The organism is Xanthomonas sp. NCPPB 1062, from assembly GCF_041481705.2.
Taxonomy (GTDB): domain Bacteria; phylum Pseudomonadota; class Gammaproteobacteria; order Xanthomonadales; family Xanthomonadaceae; genus Xanthomonas; species Xanthomonas euvesicatoria.
The window spans coordinates 3,128,925-3,155,915 of sequence record NZ_CM192987.1 but is presented as its reverse complement, the minus strand read 5'-3'; the positions used below and the strand labels follow the sequence as shown (position 1 = coordinate 3,155,915).

The following is a 26,991-nucleotide window of genomic DNA, read 5'->3' as shown; positions in this document are numbered from 1 at the left end:
GACAAGCGCGATCTTGCAGCGCTGTGCAATCAGTCGACGATATTTTTCGCTTCGGCTGTGCCGAGCAATTCCGGGTGCGCCACCGTGCGCCGACGCTCCAGGACCGGATGCAGGAACACCGCGCCGAGAATGATCGCCACGCCGAGATAGAACTGCAGGGTCAGTTCGCGTTGTTCGCCCAGCAGCGCGATCGCCAGCACGATGGCGTACACCGGTTCGAGATTGGTCACCAATTGCACCGAATAGGCGCTCAGATGCCGCAAGGCGACCAGCGCCAGCGCAAATGGCAGCAAGGTGCAGGCCAGCGATAACGCCAGCAGCAACACGCCATCGTGCAGGCTGGGCACCACCAGCAGATCGCCATGCAACGCCGGCAGCAGCAGCGGCATCGCCGGTGCAAGCAGGGTCAGGGTCAGCGTGCCGGCGCCCAGTTCCAGCGCGGTGACGGTGAGCGGGTCGGCATGCGCCACCATGCGCTTGTTGAGCGAGCCGAATAGCCCGACGAACACCGCCGAAATCGCGCCCACCACCACGCCGGCCCGCATGCCGTCCGGCACCCCGCCGACGACCAGCGCCACGCCGGGCAACACGGCCAGCCCGAACAGCAGCTCGCGCGGACGGAACGGGCGATGCGTGACCAATGGCTCGATGACCGCCGTGAAAACCGGCGCCAGTGCGATACAGGTCGCCGCCACCGATGCATTGGCCAGCTTGATCGCGCCGTAGAAGGTGAGCCAGTGCAAGGCAACCAGCGCGCCGATGCCGCAATAGCCCAGCACCACACGCCCGGACAAGCCACGCAACCCACGCCACACGCGTGGCCACAAGGCCAGTGCCACCACCACGATCAACATGCGCCACCACACCAGCGGCAGTGCCTGCAGCGTGATCAGCTTGCCCAGGATCGCGGTGATGCCCCAAAGCAGGACGCAGAAGTGGATTTGCAGTTGCGCCTTGCGCAGGTCGGTCGTGGGCATGCGCCATTGTCGCCGAAAACTGCGTGATGTTGCGCTGCAAGGAACGCGGCGCCGGCGTGCAGCGGCGGGGTGGAGGGATGGCTGGCCAGGCTGTCGCGCAGCAATCGTGCGACCCGCCAGCCATCGGCCGACCTGGATCACGGCAGGATGGCCGAGGAGCGATGCACCAGCCCACGCCGCGATCGATCGTGGCACCTCAGCGCTCAGCGCTGTGCGCAAGAGACGGCCGCGTCAACCATCGCGGATTGCCCTCATGTGCGGACCAAGGGCGGCTGATAAAACGGCAAGCCGTCGTCAGATGGGCTGCCGACGCCGCACGCAGAATCGAACGTACGCATGGAACCTGCCGATCCGAAGCGGCCGCGCTGTCGTGTTGCTAGCTGCCCTGACGCGCCGACACTTCTTTCAACAACGCCATCGCCGCTGCCGGGTTGCGTTCCTTCGCCGCACTGATGAAAAACACGAAGACCTCGCGCGGCTGCCGTGCCGGCGCTGCCGAAGCGTCCACGTGCGGCAGATCGGCCGGGTCTTCGCCGCGGCGCCAGGCCTGGATGCGCTCTGCCCAACGCGCCAGTGCCGGCGCCGGATACCCTGCATGCAGGCGCGCCTGGCTGCGCATCAGACGCGCATAGACGAAATCCGTGGAGAGATCGGCGAACGAGGGGTGCTCATCCGAATCGGTGAACACCGTGGCCACGCCATGGCCGCGGACCAATGCGAGCAGCGAGGCATCTACCGCACCGTGGTCGCGGATCTCCAGCACATGGCGCAGCGCACGCGGGCCTGCACGCTTGGGCAGCAACGACAAAAACGCGTCCAGATCGTCGGCCTGCAGCCGGTGCCCTTGTTCGAATTGCCACACCAGCGGCCCAAGCGTATCGCCGAGCTCGACAATGCCGCCGATGAAATCTTCCACCTGCGCCCTGGTGCCAGCCAGCTTGCGCGACTGGGTAATGCGGCGCGGCGCCTTGGCCGAGAACACGAAGCCGGGCGGCACTTCATCGCGCCACTTCGCGTAAGTGGCCGGCTTCTGCGTGCCGTAATAGGTTCCGTTGATTTCGATGGCGGTGACGTGGCGGCTTGCGTATTCCAGCTCGCGGCGCTGCACCAGGCCTTCCGGGTAGAACATGCCTGCGCGCCACGGCGCATACACCCAGCCACCAATGCCGATGTGGATACCTTCGAGGGCGGGCGGGGCGGAAGCGAACAGATCGGTCATTGCATGGAGACTCGCTGGCGAGGTCGTGCGTCATTGCGGATGCGTCGATGGGTGCGACGCGTGCCGGCCGATCATAGCCGTGGCGCAGGTGGCGCGATGAGAAAATGCGTTGCCAATGGGCGCCGCGGGGCAGTGCAATGGTTGAGCCCGCACGACGCAACGTTGCATGGCAGGCTGGCGGTCGTGCCAACGTTGGGTTACGCCTGCGCTGGTCTGCCGCGCCGGCGTTGCACGCTGCTGGAGATGGGCTGCGCAAGCCGCAGACGGCGTAGCCGGCAACCCACGCCGGCTGCGTTGCGCGCCTCGACGGAGACCATACGCGGCAAGCGCCGCATGGCGACTGCCTTGTAGCGACCATCACGACGCGGCGAACGCAGCGTTGTCCGCGTGCGCGCACCTTCGCTGAGCGTGCGTGCCTGCATGGCGCGTTATCGGGTGTCGGTCATCGGGTATCGGTCATCCGTCACCCATCGCCCGCGCGCGGCCACAGCCGGCTACCATGCCAGCTCTGCCGCGCGAGATCGCCCCGATGACCTGGACCACGCCTGATCTGTGTGACCGCTACCCCGACGTGACGATCGCCGAACCGCTGTTCCGCCACTTCGGCGGGCGCACGGCATTCGCCGGGCCCATGGTCACGGTGCGCTGTTTCGAAGACAACTCGCGGGTGCGCGAGCTGGCCGCCATGCCGGGCGACGGCCGCGTGCTGGTGGTGGACGGGCAGGGCTCGCTCAAGCATGCGCTGCTGGGCGACCAGATCGCGGCCAATGCGGTGGCGAACGGCTGGGCCGGCGTGCTGATCCACGGCTGCGTGCGCGATGTCGAGATTCTTGCCACGTTGCCGCTGGGGGTGCTGGCGCTGGCGGCTTGCCCGCGCCGCACCGAGCGACGCGATCTGGGCGATGTGGATGTGCCGGTGAATTTTGCCGGCGTGCCCTTCGTTCCGGGCCACTGGCTGTACGCCGATGCCGATGGCGTGCTGGTGGCGCCGCAACCGTTGGCGCTGGATGGCGCCGGCGGATCGATCTGACCGACAACCTGAAGGTGATGCAGTGACCTTGAACCGATGGCTGAGTGGGGGCGTGCTGATGGTGGCAAGCTTGGTGACGACAACGCACGCGGCCGAACTTCCCGCCGGCATGCAGCAGTTCGATGCGCAGATGGAACGCGTGCGCAAACAGTTCGACGTGCCCGGTATTGCGGTGGCCATCGTCAAGGACGGCCAGGTGGTGCTGGAGCGCGGCTACGGCGTGCGCGAGACCGGCAAGCCTGCGCCCGTGCAGGCCGACACGTTGTTTGCGATTGCCTCCAATACCAAGGCGTTCACTGCCGCATCGCTGTCGATCCTGGCCGATGAAGGCAAGCTCTCGCTCGATGACAAGGTCATCGACCATCTGCCGTGGTTCCGCATGTCCGATCCGTATGTGAGCGGGCAAATGCGCATCCGCGATCTGCTGGCGCACCGCAGCGGCCTGAGCCTGGGTGCAGGCGATTTATTGTTCTGGCCCAGCACCAGCTACACCACCGAAGAGGTCGTGCAGCGCCTGGCCAAGGTGCCGCTGAAGGGCGGTTTTCGCGACCGCTATGCGTACGACAACATCCTGTACGCAGTCGCTCAGAAGGTGATCGAGCAGGTCTCCGGGCAGAGTTACGCGGCATTTCTGCAGCAACGTATCTTCGACCCGGTGGGCATGCGCGGCACGCGCTTCAACGCCGACCATCTGCAGCCCGGCGATCACGCGGCAGTCGGGCATGCCAAGTACGACTTCACCGAGCTGCGCACGGTGGCGCCGCTGACCTGGTCCAACAACTCCGGTGCCGGCGGCATCTATTCCAGCGTGCACGACATGGCGCTGTGGATGAACGTGCAACTGGCCGGCGGCATCCTGCCCGATGGCAAACCCCTGTTCAGCGCCAAGCGCCATCAGGAAATGTGGTCGATGATCACGCCGATCCCGATCGGCGAGGTGCAGGTGCCCGAGCTTGCCGCGGCGCGGCCGAACTTCGCCGGCTACGGTGAGGGCTGGAGCCTGAGCGATTACCGCGGCCATCGCCTGGTCTGGCACACCGGCGGCTGGCCCGGCATGGTGTCGCGCCTGACGCTGCTGCCGGATCAGAAGCTGGGCGTGGTGGTGTTGACCAATCAGGAGGTGGGCGCTGCGTTCAACGCCGTGACCTTCCAGGTGCTGGATGCCTTCTTGCAGGTGCCGCCCACCGATTGGACCGCCGCGTACGCCAAGCTGGTGGAGAAGGCCGACAGCGAGGCGGACGCAAGTTGGAAGAAGCACCAGGACGCGCGCGCGGCGCGGTCCACGCCGTCGTTGCCGCTGCGCAGTTACGCGGCCACCTATCGCGACCCCTGGTATGGCGATGTGGTGATCGTCCAGGACGGCAAGCGGCTGCGCCTGCAGTTCGCCAGGACCGCTCAGTTGGTGGGCACGCTGGAGCATTGGCAACACGACAGCTTCATCGTGCGCTGGGACGACCGCTCCTTGAATGCCGATGCCTTCGTCAATTTTGCGCTGACCCCGGACGGCGCGGTGCGCGAGATGCGCATGGAGCCGATTTCGCCGCTGACCGATTTCAGCTTCGATTTCCAGGACCTGGTGCTGACGCCGGTGCCGACGCAGACCGCTGCGGGCAAATGATGCAGGCACGCGCGGATGACCTGCGCGCTGCGCCTGGCGGGCCCAAGCGCGCAGGTGGCTCAGATCGCCATCGGCCGCCGCACGCTATCGAAGTGCGGCAGGTCCGGTTACGATCTGCGCACTTTTCAGGGATGTCGCCGCACGCATGACCACTCCGCAGATGTCGGTGTATTTCTTTTTGCAGGCTGCCGCGATTTTGTTGGTGTGCCGGCTGGTCGGCATGCTGGCCAAGCGCCTCGGGCAACCGCAGGTGGTGGGCGAAATGATTGCCGGCGTGATGCTGGGGCCCTCGTTGTTCGGCTTGCTGGCGCCGGGCGCGCAGGCGGCCCTGTTCCCCAAGCAGACCATGGACGTGCTGTATGTGTTCGCGCAGTTCGGCGTGGGCCTGTACATGTTCCTGGTCGGAACCGATTTCCGCGGCGACCACTTTCGCGCGCGCTATCGCAGTGCCATGAGCGTGTCGATGGCGGGCATCGCGGTGCCGTTCCTGCTGGCATTTGCCATGTGCCCATGGTTGATCAACGTGCAGGGCCTGTTTTCGGAAAAGGCCAAGCTGGCCGAAGCGTCGCTGTTCCTGGGCGCGGCCATTGCGATCACCGCCTTCCCGATGCTGGCGCGCATCATCCACGAACGCGGTCTGACCAATAGCCCCTTGGGCACCTTGGCGCTGACCGCTGGCGCGTTCGACGATGCCGCAGCGTGGTGCATTTTGGCCGTGGTGCTGGCCAGTTTCGGCGGCAGTTGGGGCAGTGCCTACCTGGCCATCGGCGGCGGCATCGGCTATGCGGTCTTCATGATTTTCGTCGGCCGGCATCTGCTCAAGCGGCTGGCCGATCATGTGGTGCCCGGCCAGCCGCTGAGCAACAGTGTCCTGGCGGTGGTGCTGATCCTGTTCTGCATCAGCGCCTGGGCCATGGATGCGATCGGCATCCACGCGGTGTTCGGCGGTTTCCTGCTCGGTGTCTGCCTGCCCAGGGGCGCACTGACCGAGAAGCTGCGCGAGATGATGCAGCCGTTCGTCGTGGTGTTGCTGCTGCCGATGTTCTTCACCTATTCGGGCTTGAAAACCCAGCTCAGCGTATTGCTGCAGCCGCAGATCATGCTGGCGGGCGTGGCGATCCTGGCCGCGTCGTTCATCGGCAAGGGCGTGGCCTGCTGGGCCGCGGCGCGTGCGACCGGCGAGAACAACCGCGACGCGATGGCGATCGGTTCGCTGATGAATGCACGCGGGCTGATGGAGCTGATCATCATCAATATCGGCTTGCAGGCGGGTGTGATCGAACAGGGCCTGTTCTCGGTGCTGGTGCTGATGGCGATCCTGTCCACGCTGATGGCCACGCCGTTGTTCAACTGGATCATGCGCCGCCACGCCAATGTGACCGACGCGGTGCCGAGCCTGCAGTCGCGGTGATCGGCGCGCGACTGCCCGCAGGTGCGGGCAGTGCACTGGCGGCGTGCGCGGCCGGGCGTTGCGTCAACGCCCCAGCGGCAACTGCACGCTGGCCAGCAGACCACCGCCGGGGCGGTTGCTGACGACCAGTTGGCCATCGTGCGCCTGGCAGATGGCCGAGGCGATCGCCAGGCCCAGGCCGCTGCCGCCGGAATGCCGCGCGCGCGAGCTGTCGGCGCGCCAGAAGCGGTCCAGCAGGTGCGGCAGTTGCGCAGGCGCCACGCCGGGACCGCGGTCGCCGACGGTGAGCTGCACGCTGTTGCCGTCGCGGCGCACCTCGATTTCCAGCAACTTGCCGGCTGCGGCGTAGCGCAACGCGTTATCGATCAGGATCGACAGCACCTGGCCCAGCCGGTGCCGGTCGGCATGCAGGCGCAGCGCCGGAGCCGTGGGGTAGTGAATGGTCATGTGCGCCTCGCGCAGCGCCGGGCCTGCCCACTCGATGCGCTCGGCGACGAGCTCCCGCAGCTCGACGCTTTCCGGCTCCAGCACCAGCTGGCCGGCACGCGCCAGCGACACCAGGTGCAGGTCGCCGATCAGCCGATTGATCTGCTCCAGCTGGCGATGCACCAGCCGCAGTTGCTCCGGTTCGCGCGGGAAGACGTCATCCAGCATGCCTTGCACGCGTCCCATCGCGGCATTGAGCGGGGTGCGCAGTTCATGCGCCAGCATCGCGCTGGAGTCGCGTAATTCGCGCTCGTATTGCTGCAGCCTGCCGCTCATCGTATTGAAGTCGTCGGCCAGGGCGGTGAGCTCGTCCGGCGCGCCGCGCACCACTTGCGCGCGTGCGCCGAAATCGCCATCGCTGACCCGGTGCGCGGCGAACGCCACCTGCGAAAATTGCCGCGACAGCGGCCGCGACGCGAGCAGGCCGCAGAACAGGATGACCGGGACCGAGATGGTCATCATGGCGCCCAGCATCCACCAGTCCGGATTGGCCAGCCCGGGCAGGAAATTTTCGATGTCGTAATAGCGCTGGAACAGCTCCCACAGGCGCGCCTGGTTGGCCCGGGGCTGCTCGATCAGCTGGGAGATCTCGGCACGCGGCTCGGCCGGCACGTTGCTCAGGATCAGGCTGTAGCGCAGATTGAAATAGCACCACATGCCGAACGCGATGACCATCATGGTCACCACCGCCAGCGCGCTCATGCGCAGTCCCACCCACCACCACAGGGGCGCCTGGTTGCGCCAGGCATGAAACCGCCGCAGCACCTTCATTGAAAGCGATACCCCACTGCACGCACGGTGACAAGGACACCGGTGATGCCATGCACTTCGAGTTTGCGGCGCAGGTTGTGGATGTGCGAATCCACCACCCGTTCCAATGCATCGCTGTCGGGCAGGCAGGCGTCGAGCAGTTCGCTGCGCGTAAAGGCCTTGAATGGGGTCTTGAGCAGCAGCGCGAGCAGGTTGAATTCGGTCGGCGTCAGATCCAGCGCCACGCTGTCGCCGTTTTCGTGTTGCACGCTGGCGACCACGGCGGCCGGATCCACGCTCAGCCGACCGTGCTGCAATGGCTCGCCCGGCGCGCGCACCGCCACGCTCCGGCGTAGCACCGCATGCACACGCGCCACCACCTCCTTGGGGCTGTATGGCTTGACCACGTAATCGTCGGCGCCGTAGCGCAGGGCGCCGAGCTTTTCCGGCTCGTCGCCAATGGCGGTGACCATGATCACCGGCGTGTCGCCGGCGCGGCGGATCGTCGACAGCACCTCGATGCCGCTGAGCTTGGGCAGCATCACGTCCAGCAGCACCAGATCCGGTGCCCATTGCCGGTGGAGCTGGATGGCGCGTTCGCCATCGCCGGCCACCGCCACATCGAAGCCGTCGCGGCGTAGATAGGCCTCCAGAATGCTGGCGCTATCGCTGTCGTCTTCCACCAGCAGAACCTTTTTGCCTGTCATGGCGTGTTGCCCTGTCGTCTCGATCAAATCTGGATAATTCCCGAAAACAACCTGGACGCTGCGGGTCGAGGATGTCGGTCGAGATTGGCTCTGTGCTCCGACATCATGATTCCACAAATTATTCCGCATCGTTGGTCCTGCGTGTGCCTGGTTGCCGCCAGTGCGGTGCTGTCGGTTGGCTGCTCGCTGACGCCGGCCTACCAGCGCCCGGTGGTCGGCGTGCCGGCCACGTTCGGCAGCCCGCAGGCGGCATCGGCGCCGGCATCCGGCCAGCCCGACGCCGATGCGGCCGCCGCCGTCACTCTGAACGAGCAAGAGCGCGCGTTTCTGCAGGCCTTCGCGCCAGACCGCGACCTGCGGCCCCTGGTCGAACGTGCCTTGGCGCACAACGGCGATTTCCGCCGTGCGGCGTTGCAGGTAGAACAGGCACGTGCACAGTACGGCATTGCGCGGGCGTCGCGCCTGCCGACGCTCGCCGTCGGCGCGCAGCAGCTGCGGCAACATTTCGACAACCCGACGCTGGATGCGCGGTACCAGCAGGATCTGGTGATTGCCAATGCGGGAATCGGCAATTTCGAAGTGGACTTTTTCGGCAAGCTGCAGGCGATGTCCGAGGCCGCACGCCAGCGCTACCTGGCCAGCGCCTATGGCCGCGACGCGGCGCGTGGCGCCCTGATTGCAGAGGTGCTGCGTGCCTACACCGCCGAGCGCACCACCGCGCAGGCGCTGCAGCAGCTGCAATCGCTGGATGCCGACAGCGCTGCGCTGCTTGCCATCGCCGAGCGGCAATATCAGGTAGGGCTGATTGCGCGCGACGAGCGCGATGCGCAGCAGCGACAGGCCGACCAAGCCCATGTGGCGGCCCTGCAGGGCAACGACAACCACGCTGCGGCGCTGCGTGCGCTGCAGTTGCTGGCCGGCTACGACAGCACTCCGGTACCCGGCGACCTGCAGGGTCTGATCGCCGCTGATACGCCTGCCAGTGCGTGGCGCGCCCTGGATTCGTCGCTGTTGCTGCAACGCCCGGACATCCAGCAGGCCGAGCTGGAATTGCGCGCGGCCAATGCCGACATCGGCGCGGCGCGCGCGGCGTTTTTTCCGTCCATCACCTTGAGCAGCAGCGTGGGCACGGCCAGCGACGGATTGAACGGCCTGTTTTCTGCAGGCCACGGCGTATGGAGCTTCATGCCGCAACTGAACCTGCCGTTGTTCGATGGCGGCCGCAATCGCGCCAACCTGGACCTGGCGCAAATACGCAAACGTGCCGATGTCGTCGCCTACGAGCAGGCGATCGAGTCTGCATTCCGCGAGGTCGCCAACGCGCTCGACGCGCACGCCACCTTGTCGCAGGCCGAGCCGCGCTCGCGCGAGCAGGTCGAACGCGAGCAACTGCGTCTTGCTCGAATGCATGAACGCGTGGATGCCGGTCTGGAAGACCGCAGCGCGCTGCTGGCCGAGCGGACCCGCATCGCTCAGACCGAACTCGATTACCTGGATACCGCACGCCAACGCGTGCTGAGCCGTATTGCGCTGTTTCAAGCCTTCTATGGCGTGCGCCTGCCCACCGCTTCCTGACTTCCGACGGAGACTTTCGATGCACCTATCGTCCTTCAATCGCCTGCGTGGCCACCATGCCGTTCGCGCCAGCGTGCTTGCCTGCATGAGCGCCATTCCGTGCATTGCGCACGCACAAACCGATCTGACCGGGAGTTCGCGCCTGCTGGGAGACCGTACTGAAATCACGGCCGGCGCGGCAGCGGTTGCCACGCCGGAGTATGCCGGTGCCGAGCGCGCGCGCGTGCAATTCAACCCGGTGCTGGTGGTGCAGCGCGGCGTCCTGTTCTTCGACACCTCCCGCGGCGGCGGCCTGCAATTCCAGAGCAAGTCCGGCTTCTACGTATCGCAATCGTTGTATTACGACCTGGGCCGGCTGCAAAGCGACAGCAACTGGCGGCCGGGCTCGCGCCTGCTGGCCGGCATGGGCGATGTGCCTGGCTCGGTGACCGCACGCACGCTGGTGATGCAGCAAGTGACGCCCTACATGAACGTCAATGCGGAGGCCGAATTCACGCTCAAGGATGCTGCGCGCCGCAACCGCTATCGCGCCGGGATGGAGTTCACCCTGCTGCATAGCGCCAACGACACGGTCACCCTGGACCTGGACGTGCATGGCGGCGACCGCCGCTTCAATCAGGCTTACTTCGGCGTCACCGATGCGCAAGCCGCGCGCACCCGCTTTGCCGCCTTCAATGCCGGGTCCGGTGCGTATGCCGCCGCGGTAGGTGGCAGTTGGACGCACTCGTTGGGCGACCACTGGGCCACCACGTTGGGGGTCACCGGAACGCGCTACCTGGACAACGCCGAAGACAGCCCGCTGGTGGCACGCCGCAGCGTGGTTAGCGGCAACCTCGCACTGACCTACAGCCGCTGAGCGGCATACACCGGGGGATCCAATGATGACGATGTTTTATCGTGGCCTGGTGTGCGGCACGTTGCTGCTGGGACTGGCCGCATGCAGCGGGCCGGAGGCGCCGGCCACCGAGACGCCGCGCGCGGTGAAGCTGGAGCGCTTCGGCAACGGGAGCGATAACCCACTGCAGGTGCCGGCGCTGGTGCGCCAGGAACAACGCGCCGAGCTGGGGTTCGAAGGAGCAGGCCGTCTGTCTGCGGTGCTGGTGGATGTCGGCGACCGGGTGACCCGCGGGCAACTGCTGGCACGGCTGGACGATGAGCCGCTGCGCCTGCGCGAACAGCAGGCCGATGCCAACGTGCGCGCGGCACTGGCGCAATCGGGCGAACGGCAACTGCAATTGCGCCAGCAACAGGCAATGTTCGATGACGGTGCCAGTTCCAGCGCCACCTTGACTGCCGCGCGGGTGGCGGCAGATGCGGCCGCCGCGCAGCTGCAGGTGGCCAGGGCCGACCTGGCCATGGCGCGCCGCGGCGCGCGTCTGGGCGAGCTCCGCGCGCCCTTCGATGGCAGCGTGGTGGCGCGCCTGCAACAGCCGCAGGCCGATGTGGCGGCGGGGCAGGCGGTGCTGCAGGTGGAGGGGCAGGGCCATGTGCAACTGGTCGCCACGCTGCCGGCAACTGCCGGTGCCGGTCTGGTGCCGGGGCAAACCGTGCATGCCCGTGTGGTGGATGCGGGCGACGCGCCGATCGAACTGCGTCTGCGCAGTCTTTCCAGCCGCCTGGACAATGCCACGACGGTGCAGGCGTTGCTGGAACCGCTCGCCGCTGCGCCTTCGCTGCGCAGCGGCGACAGCGTGATGCTGACGCTGCCGCCTGCTGCCGCTTCCACGCCGAGCGTGCCGTTGTCGGCGGTATTGCCCCGACTCAACCGGCAACAGGCCAGCGTGTTCGTTTACCAGCCGGCCACGCGGGCCGTGATCGAACGCGCGGTCGACCTGGGAACGATCGTCGGCGAGCGCGTCCAGATTCTGCGCGGGCTGCGGACAGGCGAGCAGGTGGTGAGCGCCGGTGTGGGCTTCTTGGTGAACGGCCAGCCGGTGACGCCACTGCAGGCGCAGACGCAGCTGAGCGGAGGTCGCACGCCATGAAGCTGACCCAGATGGCGATGCGCTCGAGCCGGCTGACGTTGTTTGCCGCAGCGATGATCCTGATCGGCGGCATCGTGGCGTTTCTCGGTTTCCCATCGCAGGAAGAACCGTCGGTGACCGTACGCGACACGCTGGTGTCGGTGGCCTATCCCGGCATGCCCAGCGAGCAGGTGGAAAACCTGCTGGCGCGTCCGGTGGAGGAGCGCTTGCGCGAGCTGGCCGGCATCAAGCGCATCGTCACCACGGTGCATCCGGGCAGCGCGATCGTGCAGCTGACCGCCTATGACGATGTGCAGGATCTGCCGGCGCTCTGGCAGCGGGTGCGCGCCAAGGCCGCGGAGGCCGGCGCGCAATTGCCTGCGGGCACGCTTGGTCCCTTTGTCGACGACGACTTCGGGCGCGTGTCGGTGGCGTCGATCGCGGTGACCGCACCGGGCTTTTCGATGAGCGAAATGCGCGGCCCGTTGCGGCGCATGCGCGAGCAGCTGTACGCCTTGCCCGGCGTGGAGCAGGTGAAGTTGTATGGCCTGCAGGACGAATCGGTGTATGTGTCGTTTGATCGCGCACGGTTGCTGGCGAGCGGCTTGACGCCGTCCAGCGTGATGGCGCAATTACGCGCGCAGAATGTGGTGGGTTCCGGTGGGCAGGTCGCGGTGTCGGGGCTGGCGCTGACCGTGGCCACGTCCGGCGAAATCCGCACGCCCGAGCAGTTGCGCGCTGTTCTGCTGAGCGTGCCCGGCGCACCTGCGGGCGGTGCCCGCGAGGTGACCCTGGGCGAGCTGGCGCAGGTGCAGGTGATGCCGGCCGACCCGCCGCAAAGCGCGGCCGTTTACCAGGGCCAGCCGGCGGTGGTGGTCTCGGTCTCGATGCAGCCGGGCACCAATATCGCCGACTTCGGCAAGGCGCTGCGCGCCAAGCTCGACGACACCGCGCACGAGCTGCCTGTCGGCTTCACCCAGCACGTGGTGAGCTTCCAGGCCGATGTGGTCGAGCGCGAGATGGGCAAGATGCATCACGTCATGGGCGAGACCATTGTCATCGTCATGGCGGTGGTGATGCTGTTTCTGGGCTGGCGTACCGGGTTGATCGTCGGCGCGATCGTGCCGTTGACCATCTTCGCCTCGCTGATCGTCATGCGTGTGCTGAACGTGGAGCTGCAGACGGTCTCCATTGCCGCCATCATTCTTGCGCTGGGCTTGTTGGTGGACAACGGCATCGTGATTGCCGAAGACATCGAGCGCCGCCTGGTGGCCGGCGAGGAACGCCGCCAGGCCTGCATCGATGCGGGCCGGACGTTGGCGACACCCTTGCTGACCTCGTCGTTGGTCATCGTGCTGGCGTTCTCGCCGTTCTTCTTCGGCCAGACCAGCACCAATGAATATCTGCGCTCGCTGGCCACCGTGCTTGGCGTGACGCTGCTGGGTTCGTGGTTGCTGAGCATCACGGTGACGCCGCTGCTGTGCATGTACTTCGCCAAGGTGCATGTCACCAAGACCAGCGATGCAGCCGAATCGCGGTTCTATCGCGGCTACCGCCGTGTGATCGAACGCGTGCTGCAGCACAAGGTGCTGTTCATCGGCGCGATGACGGCGATGCTGGCAGTGGCGGTCACCGTGCTGGTGTCCATTCCATACGACTTCCTGCCCAAGTCCGACCGCCTGCAGTTCCAGATGCCGGTGACCTTGCAGGCGGGCAGCGATGCACGCCAAACGCTGCGCACGGTGAGTGAACTCAGCCGCTGGTTGGGCGACCGCCGCGCCAACCCCGAGGTGGTGGACAGCATCGGGTATGTTGCCGATGGCGGGCCGCGCATCGTGCTGGGCCTGAACCCGCCGCTGCCGGCGGCCAACCAGGCCTACTTCACGGTCAGCGTGCGGCCGGGGACCGACATCGATGCGGTGATCGCACGGGTGCGCTCGCATGTGCGCAGCCACTTCCCCGCGCTGCGCGCCGAGCCCAAGCGTTTTTCGCTGGGCGCCACCGAAGCCGGGATGGCGGTGTATCGCGTGGTGGGTCCGGACGAGGCGGTCCTGCGCAGCAGCGCTGCTGCGATTGCCAGGGCCTTGCGGGCGGTGCCGGGCACCGTGGACGTGCAGGACGACTGGCAGGCGCGCATTCCGCGCTATGTGGTGCAGGTGGACCAGCTCAAGGCCCGCCGCGCCGGTGTCAGCAGCGAGGACATTGCGCAGGCATTGCAGGGGCGCTACAGCGGCGTGGATGCCACGTTGATCCGCGACGATGGCACCGATGTGCCGGTTGTCGTGCGCGGCAGCACCGACGAGCGTGCCGCCAACGGCAACCCGGCCGATACGTTGGTGTACCCGCAGGCAGGCGGCGCACCGGTACCGTTGGCGGCGGTCGCCACGGTGCTGCGCGACAGCGAGCCGTCGGCGATCCAGCGGCGCAACCTCAGCCGTGCGATCACCGTGACCGCGCGCAACCCGCAACTGACCGCGACCGAGATCGTCGAGCGGCTGTCCGCGCCAATCGCCGCGCTCAAGCTGCCGCCCGGCTACCGCGTGGAGATTGGTGGCGAGCTGGAAGATTCGGCCGAAGCCAATCAGGCCCTGCTGCACTACATGCCGCATGCCTTGGGCGCGATCCTGCTGCTGTTCGTGTGGCAGTTCAACTCGTTCCGCAAGTTGTTCATCGTGCTGTCGGCGGTGCCGTTCGTGCTGATCGGTGCGGCACTGGCGCTGGTGATGACCGGCTATGCGTTCGGCTTCATGGCGACCTTCGGCCTGCTGGCGCTGGCCGGCATCATCGTCAACAACGCGGTGTTGCTGCTGGAGCGCATCGAAGCCGAACTTGCCGATGGCCTGCCGCGCCGCGAAGCGGTGGTGGCGGCCGCGGTCAAGCGGCTGCGCCCGATCGTCATGACCAAGCTCACCTGCATCGTCGGCCTGGTGCCGCTGATGCTGTTTGCAGGCCCGCTGTGGACGGGGATGGCGATCACCATGATCGGTGGGCTGGCGTTGGGCACGCTGGTGACGCTGGGCCTGATTCCGATCCTGTATGACCTGCTGTTCGGTTTGCGCCTGCGCCGCAGTGCTTGAGCGTGGCCGCCAAGCCGTGACGCGTGGCGGTCGGATGGGCGTGGACGGGGCGCTCAGAGGCGGGATGGACAAGTGCTACATCCCGACCCGGGCACCGGCCGCGCCCGCCTGGCGGTTGCGCAGTGATTTCAATCGCCGATCTGGACAGCGTCTGCATTCGCCTGCCTGGCACGCCATACTGGTAACAGGCAGGCACACGCATCGCATGATGACCAAGGCAAAAAAGAAATCCGCGCAGCAAGCGCTGCAGGCACCTGCGCCGGTGTATCAACTGCATGTGGCATTGACCGGCAGTGCGCCGCTGATCTGGCGGCGCTTGCTGGTGTCGGGCGCAGTACGCCTGGCCACCTTGCATCGCGTATTGCAGCCGGTGATGGGCTGGAATGGCGCCCATCCCTACGAATTCGACCTCGGCGGCGGGCGTTACGGCGAATCCGGGCTGGATGTGCCCGAGCGTCCCCGGCTCAAGCATGCCGGGCGTGTCACGCTGGAAAGCGCGGTGGGCGAACTGGAAGGCTTCGAGTATTTCTACGGCGCCGGCCCTGGCTGGCAGCATCGGCTGCAAGTGGAAGCGCTCTTGCCGGCCGATGCCGGCCTGCGCGTGGCGCGCTGTGTGGACGGTGCCAATGCCTGCCCGCCGAATAGCAGTGGCGGCATTGCCGATTACCAGGCGCTGTTGCACATCATCGCCGACCCGGACCACCCGCGGCATGTGCAGGAATTGGCGAGCTTGGGTGGGCGCTTGGAACCCGGGCATTTCGATCTGGCAGAGGTCAATCGCCTGCTCGCGCGCGTGCGCGAGTGACAGCGGTGGCGCCTTTCATGGGCGAAGGCGCTGCAAACCTCGTCTCTTGTTCTCCTGGCGACGGCGTTGACGCAGTGCATGGGCTGATCAAGCCGCGTGCCGACCAGCGCCACTGCGGCTTGACGCCCGATCGGCTAGCCTGAGATCCCGGTGTTTCCGAAGTCCGCGCAATGTTCCGCTGGTTCGAGTCCCTGATCGATATCTTCCCGCCCATCGAGCGGGAGATGCCGCCACGCAGCGTGTGGCGCTTTTATCTGCATTATCTGCGGCCGTTGTGGCCGATCCTGCTGGCCACCTTGATCGCCGGGCTGCTGCTGGCGCTGGTGGAAGTGGCGATGTTCGACTTCCTCGGCCGCATCGTCGACATGCTTGCCGGCAAGCCTGGGCCGGACTTCTTCCGGCAGCATGCGGGCGAACTGATCTGGATGGCGGTCATCACGCTGGTGGCAAGGCCGTTCTTCACCGGCCTGCACAATCTGCTGGTCAATCAGGCGATCGTGCCGGGTCTTAGCAACCGTTCGCGCTGGCTGATGCACAACTACGTGGTGCGCCAGAGCCTGGGCTTCTTCAACAACGATTTTGCCGGGCGCATCGCCAATCGGGTGATGCAGACCGGCACCTCGCTGCGCGAATCGGCCGTGCAGATGGTGGATGCGCTGTGGTACATCGTGGTCTACACCGGCAGTGCACTATGGCTGTTCGCGCAGGCAGACCCCTGGCTGATGGCGCCGCTGCTGCTCTGGCTGGTGGTGTACGTCGCGCTGATGGCGTTTTTCGTGCCGCGCATGAAGGCGCGCGCATGGGTTGCCTCCGATGCGCGCTCCAAGGCGACCGGCCGCATCGTCGATGGCTATACCAATATTTCCACGCTCAAGTTGTTCGCCCATGCCGGCCGCGAACAGGCGTATGTGCGCGATGCCATCGACGAACTGGCGGTGAAACACCGCCGGCAGACCCGGGTGACCACCGCCATGGACACCGCCATCGCAGTGGCCAACGGCTTTTTGATCGTGGGGACCTGCGCGCTGGCGCTGTGGTTGTGGAGCCGCGGCCAGATCAGCGTGGGCGCGATCACCCTGGCCACCGGTCTGGTGATCCGTATCCACAACATGTCCGGCTGGATCATGTGGACGGTCAACGGCATCTTCGAGGACATCGGCACCGTGCAGGACGGCATGCAGACCATCTCGCAACCGGTGCAGGTGCAGGATGCAGCCGATGCGGTGCCGCTGCAGGTAACGCAGGGGCAGGTGCAGTTCGAGCACATCCATTTCCATTACGGCAAGCGCGGTGGGGTGATCGCCGGGCTGGATCTGCAGGTGCGTGCCGGCGAGAAGATCGGCCTGGTCGGGCCATCCGGTGCCGGCAAATCCACCCTGGTCAACGTGTTGCTGCGGCTTTACGACCTGGAGCAGGGCCGCATCCTGATCGACGGGCAGGACATCGCAACCGTGACGCAGGAAAGCCTGCGCGGGCAGATCGGCCTGGTCACCCAGGACACCTCGCTGTTGCATCGCTCGATCCGCGATAACCTGCTGTATGGGCGGCCGCAGGCTAGCCAGGCGCAACTGCTCGACGCCGTGCGCAAGGCACGCGCCGACAGTTTCATCGACACGCTGATCGATGGCGAAGGCCGCCGCGGTTTCGATGCGCATGTGGGCGAGCGCGGGGTCAAGCTCTCCGGCGGTCAGCGCCAGCGCATCGCGATTGCGCGGGTATTGCTGAAGGACGCGCCGATCCTGATTCTGGACGAAGCGACCTCGGCGCTGGATTCGGAAGTGGAGGCCGCCATCCAGGACAGCCTGGACGCGCTGATGGGCAACAAGACGGTGATCGCCATCGCGCACCGCCTTTCGACCATCGCGCGCATGGACCGGCTGGTGGTGATGGATGCCGGCAAGATCGTCGAGACAGGCACGCATGCGCAATTGATTGCGCATGGCGGCCTGTATGCACGGCTTTGGGCGCGGCAGACCGGAGGGTTTGTTGCTGCGGATGCGTGACGGAAAGCTACGTGTAAGGACACGGGACTGGGGTAACGCGGGTTGGAAACTGGCCAATAGACATTGGCGGCGACCTAAGCCCCTCTCCCGGCGGGAGAGGGGTTGGGGTGAGGGTCCGGGGCGAAGCCACTTGCTAGTTTTGGATGACACAAGGCTTCATGGTCGATTGAATTCGCACCAAGAAAATGCGTCCTCTATGAGGCACGCGAGGCTTCGCCCGTACCCTCATCCGCCCCTGCGGGGCACCTTCTCCCGCGGGGAGAAGGGAAATGCTCACTCGATCGGTTGATCCAGCATCAGCTCGCGGGCGAAGCGTACCGGCGGTGCACCGTAGGACAGCATCTTGTCGTGATAGGCCTTCAGGTTGAAGGTCTCGCCGAGCTTGTCCTGTACCGCCTTGCGGGTGTCCAGATGTTCCTGCACGCCGACGAAGTAGGTCGGGAGCTGCGCGGAGGAGAGCTGCGCACGCACCCACTTGCCCGAGGCTTCGCTTTCCTGCTGGAAGGTGTCGTGGGTCATCAGGTGCATCGCCTTGTCGCGATCCCATCCGTCCACATGCACACCCTGGTCGAGAATGGCATTGGCAATGGTGCGCAGGTAGAACTTGAGCTGCACCAGGTGGAACAGCGGGTCGTTATCCAGGTAACCCTGCTCCTGCATCATGCGCTCGGTGTACACCGCCCAGCCTTCGGCGAACATGCCCGAGCGCAGCACCGCGCGCAGCGTGGAGGGGAACTTGGCCGAATGCCAGCCTTCCAGGTAGTGACCCGGCGTGCCCTCATGGATGCTGAGCAGCTGGATCATGCGCGTGTTGTATTCGCGCAGGAACGAATCGACCTGCTTGTCGTTCCAGTCGTCGGGAATCGGCGATACCGCGTAGAACGTCTTGAGATTCTTGTCGAGCGGGCCGGGCGAATCGCAATACGCGACCGCCACGCCACGCTGGAACTCCGGCATCAGGATGATGTCCACCGGCGAATCGGGTAGCGTCATCAAGTCCTTCTGGCGCACGAACTCGGTCGATTGCGCCAGCGCTGCCTTGGCCGCGTCCACCACCTTGTCGCGCGCCGGCTTGTCGGCATACGCCAGTTCCAGGGCCGCTTCGATCGCCGCCTGCTGCTGGTCGTCGGTGGGCGATTCGGGCAATTGGGGAGCGCCGGGCTTGTCCTTGAGCACCGTGCGCGCGATCCCATACATGTCGCTGCGCACGCGCTTGAGCTCGGATTCGGCGCGCTGTTTGATGTCGGCACGCGACAGCGACGACAGCAGCGCGAATTTCAGCTTCTGATCGTATTTTTCCGCGCCGATGCGGAAGTCGCCCTTGGCATTGGGGACCAGCACGGTGTCCAGCCAGGTCTGCTGCTCGGCCACTGCCTTGCGCAGGTTATCGATGGCCGCCTGCGCACGCGCCGCCTCGATCGGGCCAAGCTGACTGATGTTGGGCGCGATGAAGCTGTCGACGATGCTCAGGATGCCCTTGTTCTGCTTGGCCACCGTTTCGGCATGGATCTTCGGCACGCGCGCCGGGTCCAGGTTCTCGCGTGCCTGTGCAAAGATGCTCGGGATCTTTTCCATGCGCTGGGTGGCCGCGGTCAGGCGCTCGGGCAGCGGCGCGAATTCGCGCGCCATCAGGCTGTACAGCGCGCTGCCGGCCAGCCCGTTGTAGACCTGCGGGTCCCAGGCCCAGCTTTGCAGCACCTCGGTATTCCAGATCTCCGATTGCAGCTGATTGCGCAGGATGGCCGCATCCACCTGGTTCTCGCGCGAAAGCTTGGCCACCTCGATTGCATCCAGGGTGGCCAGCAGCTTCTTGCCCGCATCCACGCTGCGCTGACGGCCGCCGGCGCTCAGGTCGTCGATTTGCGCATCGAAGCGATGGTCGCCGGTCTGGGTGGCGGTCACCGGCGACAGCTGCATCCAGGTGTCCAGGGCCTGTTTGGATAATGCGGCAAAGCGCGCATCCGGGGTCTGTGCCTGGTTGGCGGCAGGCGCGGCTGCATCGGCGCGCGGTGATTCGGGCTGTTGCTGGCAGGCGCTGAGGCCGGTGAGCAGGGCGAGGACAAGCAGGCGTTGACGCATCGTGGGTCCTGGTGGAATCAAACCGCCAGCATAGGCATCTGCGCCCACGTGCGCATCCGCCATTGGTGTAGGGCAGCCAAGAAATCGACGGCGCTCACCGCCAGGCGGGCGCGGCCGAGGCTTGGACCAGCGTGTGCCGCCTGACCCTGCGGATCGTGCGCGCCCTCCATGTGCCCTGACAGATGCGCACCACGTGTGGGTGAGCGCCCCGATCCTGCCGGCCGTGCAGCGGCGCAATCGCCCGGGGGCACACGACGGCTGCACGTTGCGGGCGCGATCGCTCGTACACTCCGGTTCCCGGGCGCCGCCTCGCTACCCAGGCGGCGCGTACACGCAACATCATGCTTGCCATCCGCACGGTGGCCTGTTCCAAGGAGGATCACATGCACTATGCCGGTAGCTGTCATTGCGGACGCATCGCGTTCGATCTGCAGACCGAAGCGCCCATCACCGAGGTCTACGACTGCAACTGTTCGCTGTGTCGCCGCCGTGGCGGTTTGCTCTGGTTCGGCGCGCGCACGCAGCTGCAGCTTCAGGCCGCGCCGGAAGCTGTGGGCAGCTACCGCTTCAATCAGCAGCACATCGATCACCACTATTGCACGCAGTGCGGGATCGCGCCCTTCAGCGAGGGCCTCAACCCCAAGACCGGCGAAATGGGCGTCGCGGTCAATGTGCGTTGCCTGCCGGCAGTGGATCTTGCCGGGCTGCAGGTGCATGCAATCGACGGAGCCAGCCGATGAGCCGTGCCATGCAGCGGTATGCCGCGGCCATGCTGCTGGGATGGGCGCTGTGCGGGTGTGCGAAGCATCACGCGGAGATCGCGGCCGACGGCGGGGCTGCGGCGCCGGCACCGCCTGCCGCGCAGGGCAATGCCCTGGCCTACGAGCACGATGTGCGCATCGAGCTGCCTGCCGACCAGATCGGCCAGCGCATCGCCGCGATACGCACTGCCTGCCAGGACGCGCAGTTCGGCGACTGCGCCTTGCTGGCGGTCGAGCAGGAAGGCGGGCGCGATCCCAGTGGGCGCGTCAGCGTACGGCTGGCACCGGAAGGGATCGAACCCATGGTGCAGTTGGCCGGCCAGCATGGCGATGTCGCCGCGCGTAGCACGCGGGCCGAAGATCTGGCCCAGCAGATCGCCGACACCGGCCTGGCACAGGCGCGGCTGCAAAAAGAGCATGCGCGCCTGCTGGAATTGCAGCAGCGCCGCGATCTGGCGGTGACCGATCTGCTGGCTTTGTCCAAGCGGCTGGCCGAGATCGAAGCCGAGGCGCAGCAGACCCAACAGCAGGCCGCGCAGCAGCAGCGCCGGGTGCGCACGCAATTGCTGACGCTCAATTTCCGCAGTACCGGTGGCGAGCAGGGCAGGGGCGAGATCGCACAAGCCGCTGCCGAGTTCGGCGAGGTATTTTCCAGCAGCGTGGCGTTCGTCATCCGCGCAGTGGCAGCGCTACTGCCGGTGGCTGCGGTTGCACTGATCGCCGGCTGGTTGTTGTTGCAGGCGTGGCGCTGGCGCGTACGTCGGCGCCGGATGTCCTGATGCACCGCAGCTGCGCGGGACTGCCGTGCAGCTGCGGGGTCGTCCGACCGATCAGTGCATGCGGCGTGCGCTGCCAGCGCTCGGTCGCACGCGGCTTGAGCGCGCAGCGGCATGCCCAAGCGCCGCAGGACGCGTCATGGCGTCGCGTGCGATCCAGCAATGCAGCACTGTCGCCACAGGTAGGGCTGAGCCCGGCTCAACCTTCGTCCACTTCGTATTCCACAAACACGTCCAGCTGCAGTGCCAGCTCTTGCACTGCGTCGCGGACCTTCTGCGCGGTGGCCTCGTTGCCGGCTTCCACTTCGAACTCGTGGCTGCCCGGACCTTCGTCGTCCGACAGGCCTGCCGAGCTGGAATCTTCGTCGTCCAGGTGCGGCATCAGATCGTCCACTTCTTCCACGTGCTCGATGCCGTCGATGCTTTGCAGCAGGTTGGCAATGGCACGCGCGTCGTCGTCGGTGCCGGTGATGCGCATGCGGAGGGTAGGCATGGGAGTGTCCTGTGGATTGGGGACATCAAGCCTAGGCATCGCCAGGACAAAACGAGGTGATGGCGCGCTGCTCACATCACGCGGGCCGTGCCGGCCATGCCTGGCTGGTAACGGGATCGGACTGCATCACGCGGCCTACTGCGGCGCGCAGCATCGTGGGCACGACGTAGTGGTGATGCGCATGATGGATACAGGCCATGTAGACACGGCCAAACCCGTTGCGGCAGCTCACCCGGGTGGCCATGGTCAGCTCGATCTCGTGCGTGCCGACCCGGCGCAATGCCACCGACGAGCGGAAGCGCAGATGTTTGTCGTCGGCGCCCAGCACGATCTGCACGTGCTGCCCATCGGCGTCGCTGCGTTGTGCCAGCACCGGGAAGCGCCCGGCAAAACGTTGCGCTGCGCTCGGGTCGAGCAACGAAGACACCGGGCAACCCAGGTGCGAGGTACGTAGTCCCAATGGCTTGACCATCAGGTTGCGCAGGCGCATCAAACCGCTCACCCCGCCCGGCGGTTGATCGACGAATGCCTGCAGCAAGTCGCACATCAGGCCTTGCAGGCTGTCGCTGCGCAGTTGGCGTGTGTCCAGGCGCAACTGATGGGTGTCCTGAAAATGCACCTGCCCGCTCAACTGCTCGCGCAGCAATGCATCGGCCGGCAGTGCGTGCAGCGAGCGGATCCGTAGCGGTGCCACGCGGGTGGCGACAAATCCGGGGCGGCGGGTGCGCGGCGGCAGCTGGCGGATGCGCCCGCTCCAACGGCGCGCACGGCTGCAGGCGCGCTGCTGCCAGCTCTGCGGTTTGACGTGCAGCGACAGCGAAACGGTAGGCACATCCGCCGCACGAAAGGCATCGGACTGCAGCAGCGCCGCGACAGGGGGCGGCAGCAGTTCGGTCAAGCTGGCAATGGTCGCCGTGCCCTGGGTGACCAGGGCTTGCTGCTCGGGGCTCAAGTCGCCGCCGGCTTCGTCCGGATGGCAGGACAGCGCAAAGAACGCCGAGTGTGCCGCGTTCCCTTGCGCAGGCACGAACTGGTGCCACGTTCCGCCGCCGAAGCGCACCGTAAACAGGCTATCGCCGGGCAGATCCACGTAGCGCAGCGCCTGCAGGAAGGCCCGCGGGTCCTGACGCAATTGCTGCGCCGAGGCGGTGGAAAAGCGCAGTTGCGCACCGCCGCTTCCGGTGATTGCGGTGAACACGCGATTGCCGGCATGGCAGTGGAATGGATGCCCCTGCGGCCCGACCGAAAACGAAAATAGCGAGGCACGATCGTCATGGCCGAAGTCCGGCGCGGACAGCTGCGCCGACGGTTCGTCCAGGGCATCGTGGTGTGCTGGGTGGTGTCGCTGCCGTTCGCCGGTCTGCGCGATCAAGCTATCGCCTGCGCCTGGGTCCAGTTGCGCAATCAGCATCACCTCGACCGGGCGGCCGCCGCTGTACGAGGGCAGCGATACGCGCGGAAAGCTTGTGTCTGCGACGATCCGTTGGTGGTCCATGGCATGTCCTTGCAGCAGAAGTCGAGTGGAGGATTAGCGGGTTTTTTTGGCCAGCTTGCGTGACTCGCGCTGCAGCGGGCCTGCCTTGGGGCACACCTCAAATGCGAAGCCGCTGAGCGTATTGACCATGTTGTCGGGCGTCAGCCGATACACCACGAATTGGCCGCGCCGCTCGCTGCTGACCAACCCGGCTGCAGACAGCACGGAGAGGTGGCGCGAAATGGCTGGCGCGCTCATCGAAAACCGTTCGCCGATCTGCCCGGCAGTCAGTTCCTGCGCGGACAGGTAGGCCAGGATTTCCCGGCGTGGCCGGGAAGCCAGGGCTTCGAAGATGCGGTCGATGGACATGGATGGGGTTAGCCAATTAACGAATTAGCTAATTAATGATCTTGATGGGGATGGCTGTCAAGCGATTTATGCAGTGTCGCTCAGGGTGTGCTGGTAGCCACTTTCCTGCGGGGCGCCGATCTACCGCTTGCGCACCGATGGTGCGCAAGCGCGCGGAACGGGGGTTTGAGGTGAAAGTACGCGCCGAAGCCGCAAGTGCACCCGACTCCACTAGCCTTCGCTCTTACCCTCATCGGCCCCTGCCGGGCACCTTTTCCCGTAGCGTGAAGGGCAGCGAAATGTTTCACGCAAATAGCCAGATACCCGCGCAACTTCATTCCGCCGCCGATGCGCTACGCAAACGCCGCCTTGCACGCGGCTCCTGCACGCCTTCGCTCAGCGGCAACGCCACCAATTCGGCGGGCAGTGCCGGCATCGGGGTGCGTTCGTCCTGTGCTTCGCGCTTGAGCCAGTCGATGAACAATGCCGCGGCCGGGCTAAGTTCGCGGTGGCTGGGGTGCACGATGTAGTACGCGTAACGCGCCTTCAGCGTGGGGCCGGGCAGGCGTACCAGTTCGTAACGCTGCAGGTAGGGCTGGGCGATGTGCTTGCGCGCCAGCACCGCGCCCAGGCCATACACGGCGGCGCGCATCGCGTCGGTGCTGTCGTTGAAGATGTGCATCGGCGGCACGGTGGTACCGCGGACCTGGGCTGCGCGGAACCAGTCGCGCCACCCCTGCGGCGACATGTCGGTCAGTAGCGGTAATTGCGCGATCTGCGCCGGCGTGCGCAGGGCAGCCACTTCCGGCAACGACGGTGAGGCCACCGGGAACAGTTCGTCGTCCATCAGGTGATGCGAGGTCAGTCCGGGCCAGGCGCCTTGGCCATAACGAATACCCAGGTCCGGGCCGCCTTCTTCGAAACGCGAAAAGGCCGTATCCGATTGCAGGTCCATACGGATATGCGGATAGGCGCGGCAAAAGCGCGGCAGCCGCGGCAACAACCAGCAATACGACAGCGACCGCAACGTGGTAACGCGCAGTGGAATGGCGTCTTCGCGCGGATGCAGGTTGCCGGCTACCGCCGCGATCTCGGCCAGCGCGGCGGTGGCCGCATCTGCCAGCTGGCGGCCTTCGGCGGTGAGTTTGACGCCACGCGGTAGCCGCTGGAACAAGGTCGCACCCAGCAGCGCTTCGAGCTTGCGCACATGGTGGCTAACCGCGCTGGCGGTGAGGTGCAGTTCTTCGGCGGCGTGGGCGAAATTCTGGTGGCGGGCGGCAGCGGCGAACACGCCCAGCGCAGGTAACAGGGTAGGGCGCAGATTCATCGAGGCATGAGTGAGATTTGTGGCTCGCCCCGATACTACGCGCTTGTCGCGCCCCTGGTGGCAGCCGATGCTGCATCATCCCTTCGCGACGATCGTGCCATGTCTCTTAGTCTGCCTGCTGCCGTCTTCTGCCGTTTCATCCCCGCATGGCACGGTTCGGGAGCACGGCCATGAGCGCCCAATCGTCGGTGCAGCCCGAGCTTGCGGTACGTCAATGGCGTACGCCGCTTGAGCTTGGTTTTCTGGGCGTGGTGTGGGGCTGCTCGTTTTTGTTCATGCGCGTGGCCGCGCCCAAGTTCGGCACCGTGGTGCTGGTGGAAATTCGCCTGGCGCTGGGTGCGTTGGTGCTGCTGCCATTCCTGTGGCTGGCACGCGAACGTTTCCCGTTGCATCGCTGGCCGATGCTGGCGGCAATCGGTGTGCTCAACTCTGCGTTGCCGTTCCTGCTGTTCGCCTGGGGCGCGCAACATGCACCGGCGGCAGTCGGGGCGATCTGCAATGCGATGACGGTGCTGTTTACCGCGCTGATCGCCTTCCTGTTTTTCGGCGAACGGATCGGCACGCGTCGCGCGCTGGCCTTGCTGGTGGGGTTTATCGGCGTGCTGGTGCTGGCCACCGGCAAATCCGCCGGCTTGAGCGTCGGGCCGGCAGCGCTGGCTGGTGCAACTGCCTCGCTGCTGTACGGCATCGGCTACAACCTGGTGAAGCGCCATATGGGCGATTTGCCGCCTGCTGCGTCGGCGGCGTCCACCCTGGGTTGCAGTGCGCTCTTGCTGGCGCCCTTGGCCTGGTGGCAATGGCCGACCACGCCGGTGCCGGCGGTGGCGTGGGCCTGCGCCACCGCGTTGGGTGTGGTGTGCACCGGGCTGGCATTCTTGATGTACTACCGGCTGATCCAGCGCATCGGCCCGGCGCGTGCGTCCACGGTGACCTATCTGGTGCCGGTGTTCGGCGCGCTGCTGGCATGGTCGCTGCTGGGCGAACCGCTCACCTGGACCATGCTGGTGGCCGCGGTGCTGATCCTCGGCAGCGTCGCCTTCAGCCAGCGCGCCCGCTGACGGGGCGCGACTCGCTCTTGCGATTCCCGATTCCCGATTCCCGATTCAACCGGCCGGCGGCACACGCACCGGCAACGGCACATTGCACAGGTCGATGTGCCCGGCCGGGCGCTTGTAGAAATCGTCCTTGCGGTTGCGGCGCGCCTCGACCACATCGCGGAAGGTCTGGCTGTCGGTACGCAGCAATTGCAGTGGCGTGCGCTCTGGCGCAGGCACTTCGCTGGCCAGCCGGATCGCGCGGATCGGTGCGCGTTGCGCGGGGTCTTCGTAGAAGCCCATCGGGTCGGGGCCGCGCGGCGTCACGCTGAGCAATTCCATGCCCTTGACCACACGCCCGACCACGGTGATGTTGCGATCCAACTGGCGCGGCGATTGCCCGGTGACCACGTACAGTTCGGCGCCGATGCTGCTGTCTTCGTCGTTGTTGCGGCCTGCGCCCAGGGTGCCGTAGCAGTGCGCCAGCCAGGTCTTGCCGGTGGCCGTGTCGCGGCCGACCGGGAAGCCGTCGACAAAGCCCACCTGCGGCGCCCAGCCATCGCTGTCGGGCAGGCGCTGGAAATCCAGGCCCTGCGATGCGCGTTCGAATTCGGCCGGCAGATGCGTCTTGGCCGAGCCAAGCGATTTGGCCTTGGCCGGCGTCTCGCCATCGGGGTCGCCGAACTGCACCACGAAATTGTCCTGCGAGCGATAGATGCTCAGCCCGTCCCAGAAGCGCTCATGCGCCAGCGTGCGAATGTTGGCGACGTGCTCCGGCGCAAATTGCGGCGCCAACTCGATGATGACCCGTCCGGCATCCAGCTCCAGGTACAGCGTGCGGTCCGGATCGAGCACGCGCCACGCGCTGGCCGGCGAGCTGTCGAGAATCTGTTGCGGGCTACGGTAAGCCGCGTTGGCGGCTACGGGTAACAGCAGGGCGAGCAGGCAGGCAGAAGCAACAGTGCGCAGGAGCATGAAGGCAGCCGGCAGGGAGGTGTCTGCGATTCTTGCCGACCACGCGCCCAGACGCAAAGCATGCATCGCATGGCATGACGCCGACGCAGGGCGCCGGCGTCA

General features: G+C 66.2%; 22 protein-coding genes. 12 read left to right on the top strand and 10 right to left on the bottom strand.

What is annotated here, in order from left to right:
• Positions 1-29: 29 nt before the first annotated feature.
• Entirely contained in the window at positions 30-977 is a 948-nt protein-coding gene (locus ACCQ16_RS13765; protein ID WP_003487571.1) for a DMT family transporter, read from the bottom strand.
• 376 nt (positions 978-1,353) lie between these two features.
• A complete protein-coding gene (locus ACCQ16_RS13760; protein ID WP_372379983.1) occupies positions 1,354-2,196 on the bottom strand; it encodes a DUF72 domain-containing protein in 843 nt (280 codons plus the stop codon).
• Between the two features lie 529 nt (positions 2,197-2,725).
• Here ACCQ16_RS13760 and rraA point away from each other — a divergent pair.
• The 3 genes from rraA to ACCQ16_RS13745 all read left to right on the top strand — a co-directional run bounded on the left by rraA (position 2,726) and on the right by ACCQ16_RS13745 (position 6,255).
• Positions 2,726-3,226, top strand: a complete 501-nt coding sequence (rraA, locus tag ACCQ16_RS13755) for a ribonuclease E activity regulator RraA (RefSeq protein WP_127166732.1) — start codon at positions 2,726-2,728, stop codon at positions 3,224-3,226.
• A gap of 22 nt (positions 3,227-3,248) precedes the next feature.
• The gene (locus ACCQ16_RS13750; RefSeq protein ID WP_506175221.1) at positions 3,249-4,844 is read left to right on the top strand and encodes a serine hydrolase; all 1,596 of its coding nucleotides are present in this window, start codon (positions 3,249-3,251) and stop codon (positions 4,842-4,844) included.
• 145 nt (positions 4,845-4,989) lie between these two features.
• The gene (locus ACCQ16_RS13745) at positions 4,990-6,255 is read left to right on the top strand and encodes a cation:proton antiporter (protein WP_057681421.1); all 1,266 of its coding nucleotides are present in this window, start codon (positions 4,990-4,992) and stop codon (positions 6,253-6,255) included.
• 63 nt (positions 6,256-6,318) lie between these two features.
• Here ACCQ16_RS13745 and ACCQ16_RS13740 read toward each other — a convergent pair whose 3' ends face one another.
• The gene (locus tag ACCQ16_RS13740) at positions 6,319-7,512 is read right to left on the bottom strand and encodes a sensor histidine kinase (RefSeq protein WP_031423443.1); all 1,194 of its coding nucleotides are present in this window, start codon (positions 7,510-7,512) and stop codon (positions 6,319-6,321) included.
• Positions 7,509-8,198 carry a response regulator gene (locus tag ACCQ16_RS13735; RefSeq protein WP_005912893.1) on the bottom strand — a complete coding sequence of 230 codons (690 nt, stop codon included), beginning with the start codon at positions 8,196-8,198 and terminating at the stop codon, positions 7,509-7,511. Before ACCQ16_RS13735 ends, ACCQ16_RS13740 begins: the two co-directional genes overlap by 4 nt.
• A gap of 105 nt (positions 8,199-8,303) precedes the next feature.
• On the opposite strand from ACCQ16_RS13735, the gene ACCQ16_RS13730 reads away from it, so the two are divergent.
• The 6 genes from ACCQ16_RS13730 to ACCQ16_RS13705 all read left to right on the top strand — a co-directional run bounded on the left by ACCQ16_RS13730 (position 8,304) and on the right by ACCQ16_RS13705 (position 17,622).
• Positions 8,304-9,773: an efflux transporter outer membrane subunit gene (locus tag ACCQ16_RS13730; protein WP_041470118.1), complete on the top strand. Its 1,470-nt coding sequence runs from the start codon at positions 8,304-8,306 to the stop codon at positions 9,771-9,773.
• A gap of 19 nt (positions 9,774-9,792) precedes the next feature.
• Positions 9,793-10,629, top strand: a complete 837-nt coding sequence (locus ACCQ16_RS13725; RefSeq protein WP_029819811.1) for a MipA/OmpV family protein — start codon at positions 9,793-9,795, stop codon at positions 10,627-10,629.
• A gap of 22 nt (positions 10,630-10,651) precedes the next feature.
• Positions 10,652-11,758, top strand: coding sequence for an efflux RND transporter periplasmic adaptor subunit (locus ACCQ16_RS13720; RefSeq protein ID WP_029819810.1), 1,107 nt, complete (start codon positions 10,652-10,654; stop codon positions 11,756-11,758).
• Positions 11,755-14,814 carry an efflux RND transporter permease subunit gene (locus ACCQ16_RS13715; protein WP_372379982.1) on the top strand — a complete coding sequence of 1,020 codons (3,060 nt, stop codon included), beginning with the start codon at positions 11,755-11,757 and terminating at the stop codon, positions 14,812-14,814. Before ACCQ16_RS13720 ends, ACCQ16_RS13715 begins: the two co-directional genes overlap by 4 nt.
• A 205-nt stretch (positions 14,815-15,019) precedes the next feature.
• Positions 15,020-15,619 carry a plasmid pRiA4b ORF-3 family protein gene (locus ACCQ16_RS13710; protein ID WP_014090590.1) on the top strand — a complete coding sequence of 200 codons (600 nt, stop codon included), beginning with the start codon at positions 15,020-15,022 and terminating at the stop codon, positions 15,617-15,619.
• A 170-nt stretch (positions 15,620-15,789) separates the two neighbouring features.
• Positions 15,790-17,622, top strand: coding sequence for an ABC transporter ATP-binding protein (locus ACCQ16_RS13705; RefSeq protein WP_277572640.1), 1,833 nt, complete (start codon positions 15,790-15,792; stop codon positions 17,620-17,622).
• A gap of 273 nt (positions 17,623-17,895) precedes the next feature.
• On the opposite strand, the gene ACCQ16_RS13700 is transcribed toward ACCQ16_RS13705, so the two are convergent.
• Positions 17,896-19,701, bottom strand: a complete 1,806-nt coding sequence (locus ACCQ16_RS13700; RefSeq protein ID WP_109291384.1) for a DUF885 domain-containing protein — start codon at positions 19,699-19,701, stop codon at positions 17,896-17,898.
• A 341-nt stretch (positions 19,702-20,042) separates the two neighbouring features.
• On the opposite strand from ACCQ16_RS13700, the gene ACCQ16_RS13695 reads away from it, so the two are divergent.
• Both ACCQ16_RS13695 and ACCQ16_RS13690 read left to right on the top strand, forming a co-directional pair.
• Complete coding sequence (locus tag ACCQ16_RS13695) at positions 20,043-20,441, top strand: GFA family protein (RefSeq protein ID WP_080505891.1); 399 nt, start codon at positions 20,043-20,045, stop codon at positions 20,439-20,441.
• A complete protein-coding gene (locus ACCQ16_RS13690) occupies positions 20,438-21,241 on the top strand; it encodes a DUF4349 domain-containing protein (protein ID WP_011348016.1) in 804 nt (267 codons plus the stop codon). Before ACCQ16_RS13695 ends, ACCQ16_RS13690 begins: the two co-directional genes overlap by 4 nt.
• A gap of 196 nt (positions 21,242-21,437) precedes the next feature.
• Here ACCQ16_RS13690 and ACCQ16_RS13685 read toward each other — a convergent pair whose 3' ends face one another.
• The 4 genes from ACCQ16_RS13685 to ACCQ16_RS13670 form a co-directional block, all read right to left on the bottom strand.
• Complete coding sequence (locus tag ACCQ16_RS13685) at positions 21,438-21,731, bottom strand: hypothetical protein (RefSeq protein ID WP_005912915.1); 294 nt, start codon at positions 21,729-21,731, stop codon at positions 21,438-21,440.
• 76 nt (positions 21,732-21,807) lie between these two features.
• Positions 21,808-23,142 (bottom strand): DUF2867 domain-containing protein, encoded by a 1,335-nt coding sequence (locus ACCQ16_RS13680; protein WP_277572786.1) that lies wholly within the window; start codon positions 23,140-23,142, stop codon positions 21,808-21,810.
• A gap of 117 nt (positions 23,143-23,259) precedes the next feature.
• The gene (locus tag ACCQ16_RS13675; protein WP_011348014.1) at positions 23,260-23,574 is read right to left on the bottom strand and encodes a metalloregulator ArsR/SmtB family transcription factor; all 315 of its coding nucleotides are present in this window, start codon (positions 23,572-23,574) and stop codon (positions 23,260-23,262) included.
• A 313-nt stretch (positions 23,575-23,887) separates the two neighbouring features.
• Positions 23,888-24,880 carry a LysR substrate-binding domain-containing protein gene (locus ACCQ16_RS13670; RefSeq protein WP_127166606.1) on the bottom strand — a complete coding sequence of 331 codons (993 nt, stop codon included), beginning with the start codon at positions 24,878-24,880 and terminating at the stop codon, positions 23,888-23,890.
• A 170-nt stretch (positions 24,881-25,050) separates the two neighbouring features.
• Here ACCQ16_RS13670 and ACCQ16_RS13665 point away from each other — a divergent pair, with 170 nt between their 5' ends.
• Complete coding sequence (locus ACCQ16_RS13665; RefSeq protein ID WP_005919389.1) at positions 25,051-25,938, top strand: DMT family transporter; 888 nt, start codon at positions 25,051-25,053, stop codon at positions 25,936-25,938.
• A 45-nt stretch (positions 25,939-25,983) separates the two neighbouring features.
• Here the strand turns inward: ACCQ16_RS13665 and ACCQ16_RS13660 are convergent, their stop codons facing one another.
• Positions 25,984-26,955: a peptidylprolyl isomerase gene (locus tag ACCQ16_RS13660; RefSeq protein WP_127166604.1), complete on the bottom strand. Its 972-nt coding sequence runs from the start codon at positions 26,953-26,955 to the stop codon at positions 25,984-25,986.
• Positions 26,956-26,991 lie beyond the last annotated feature (36 nt).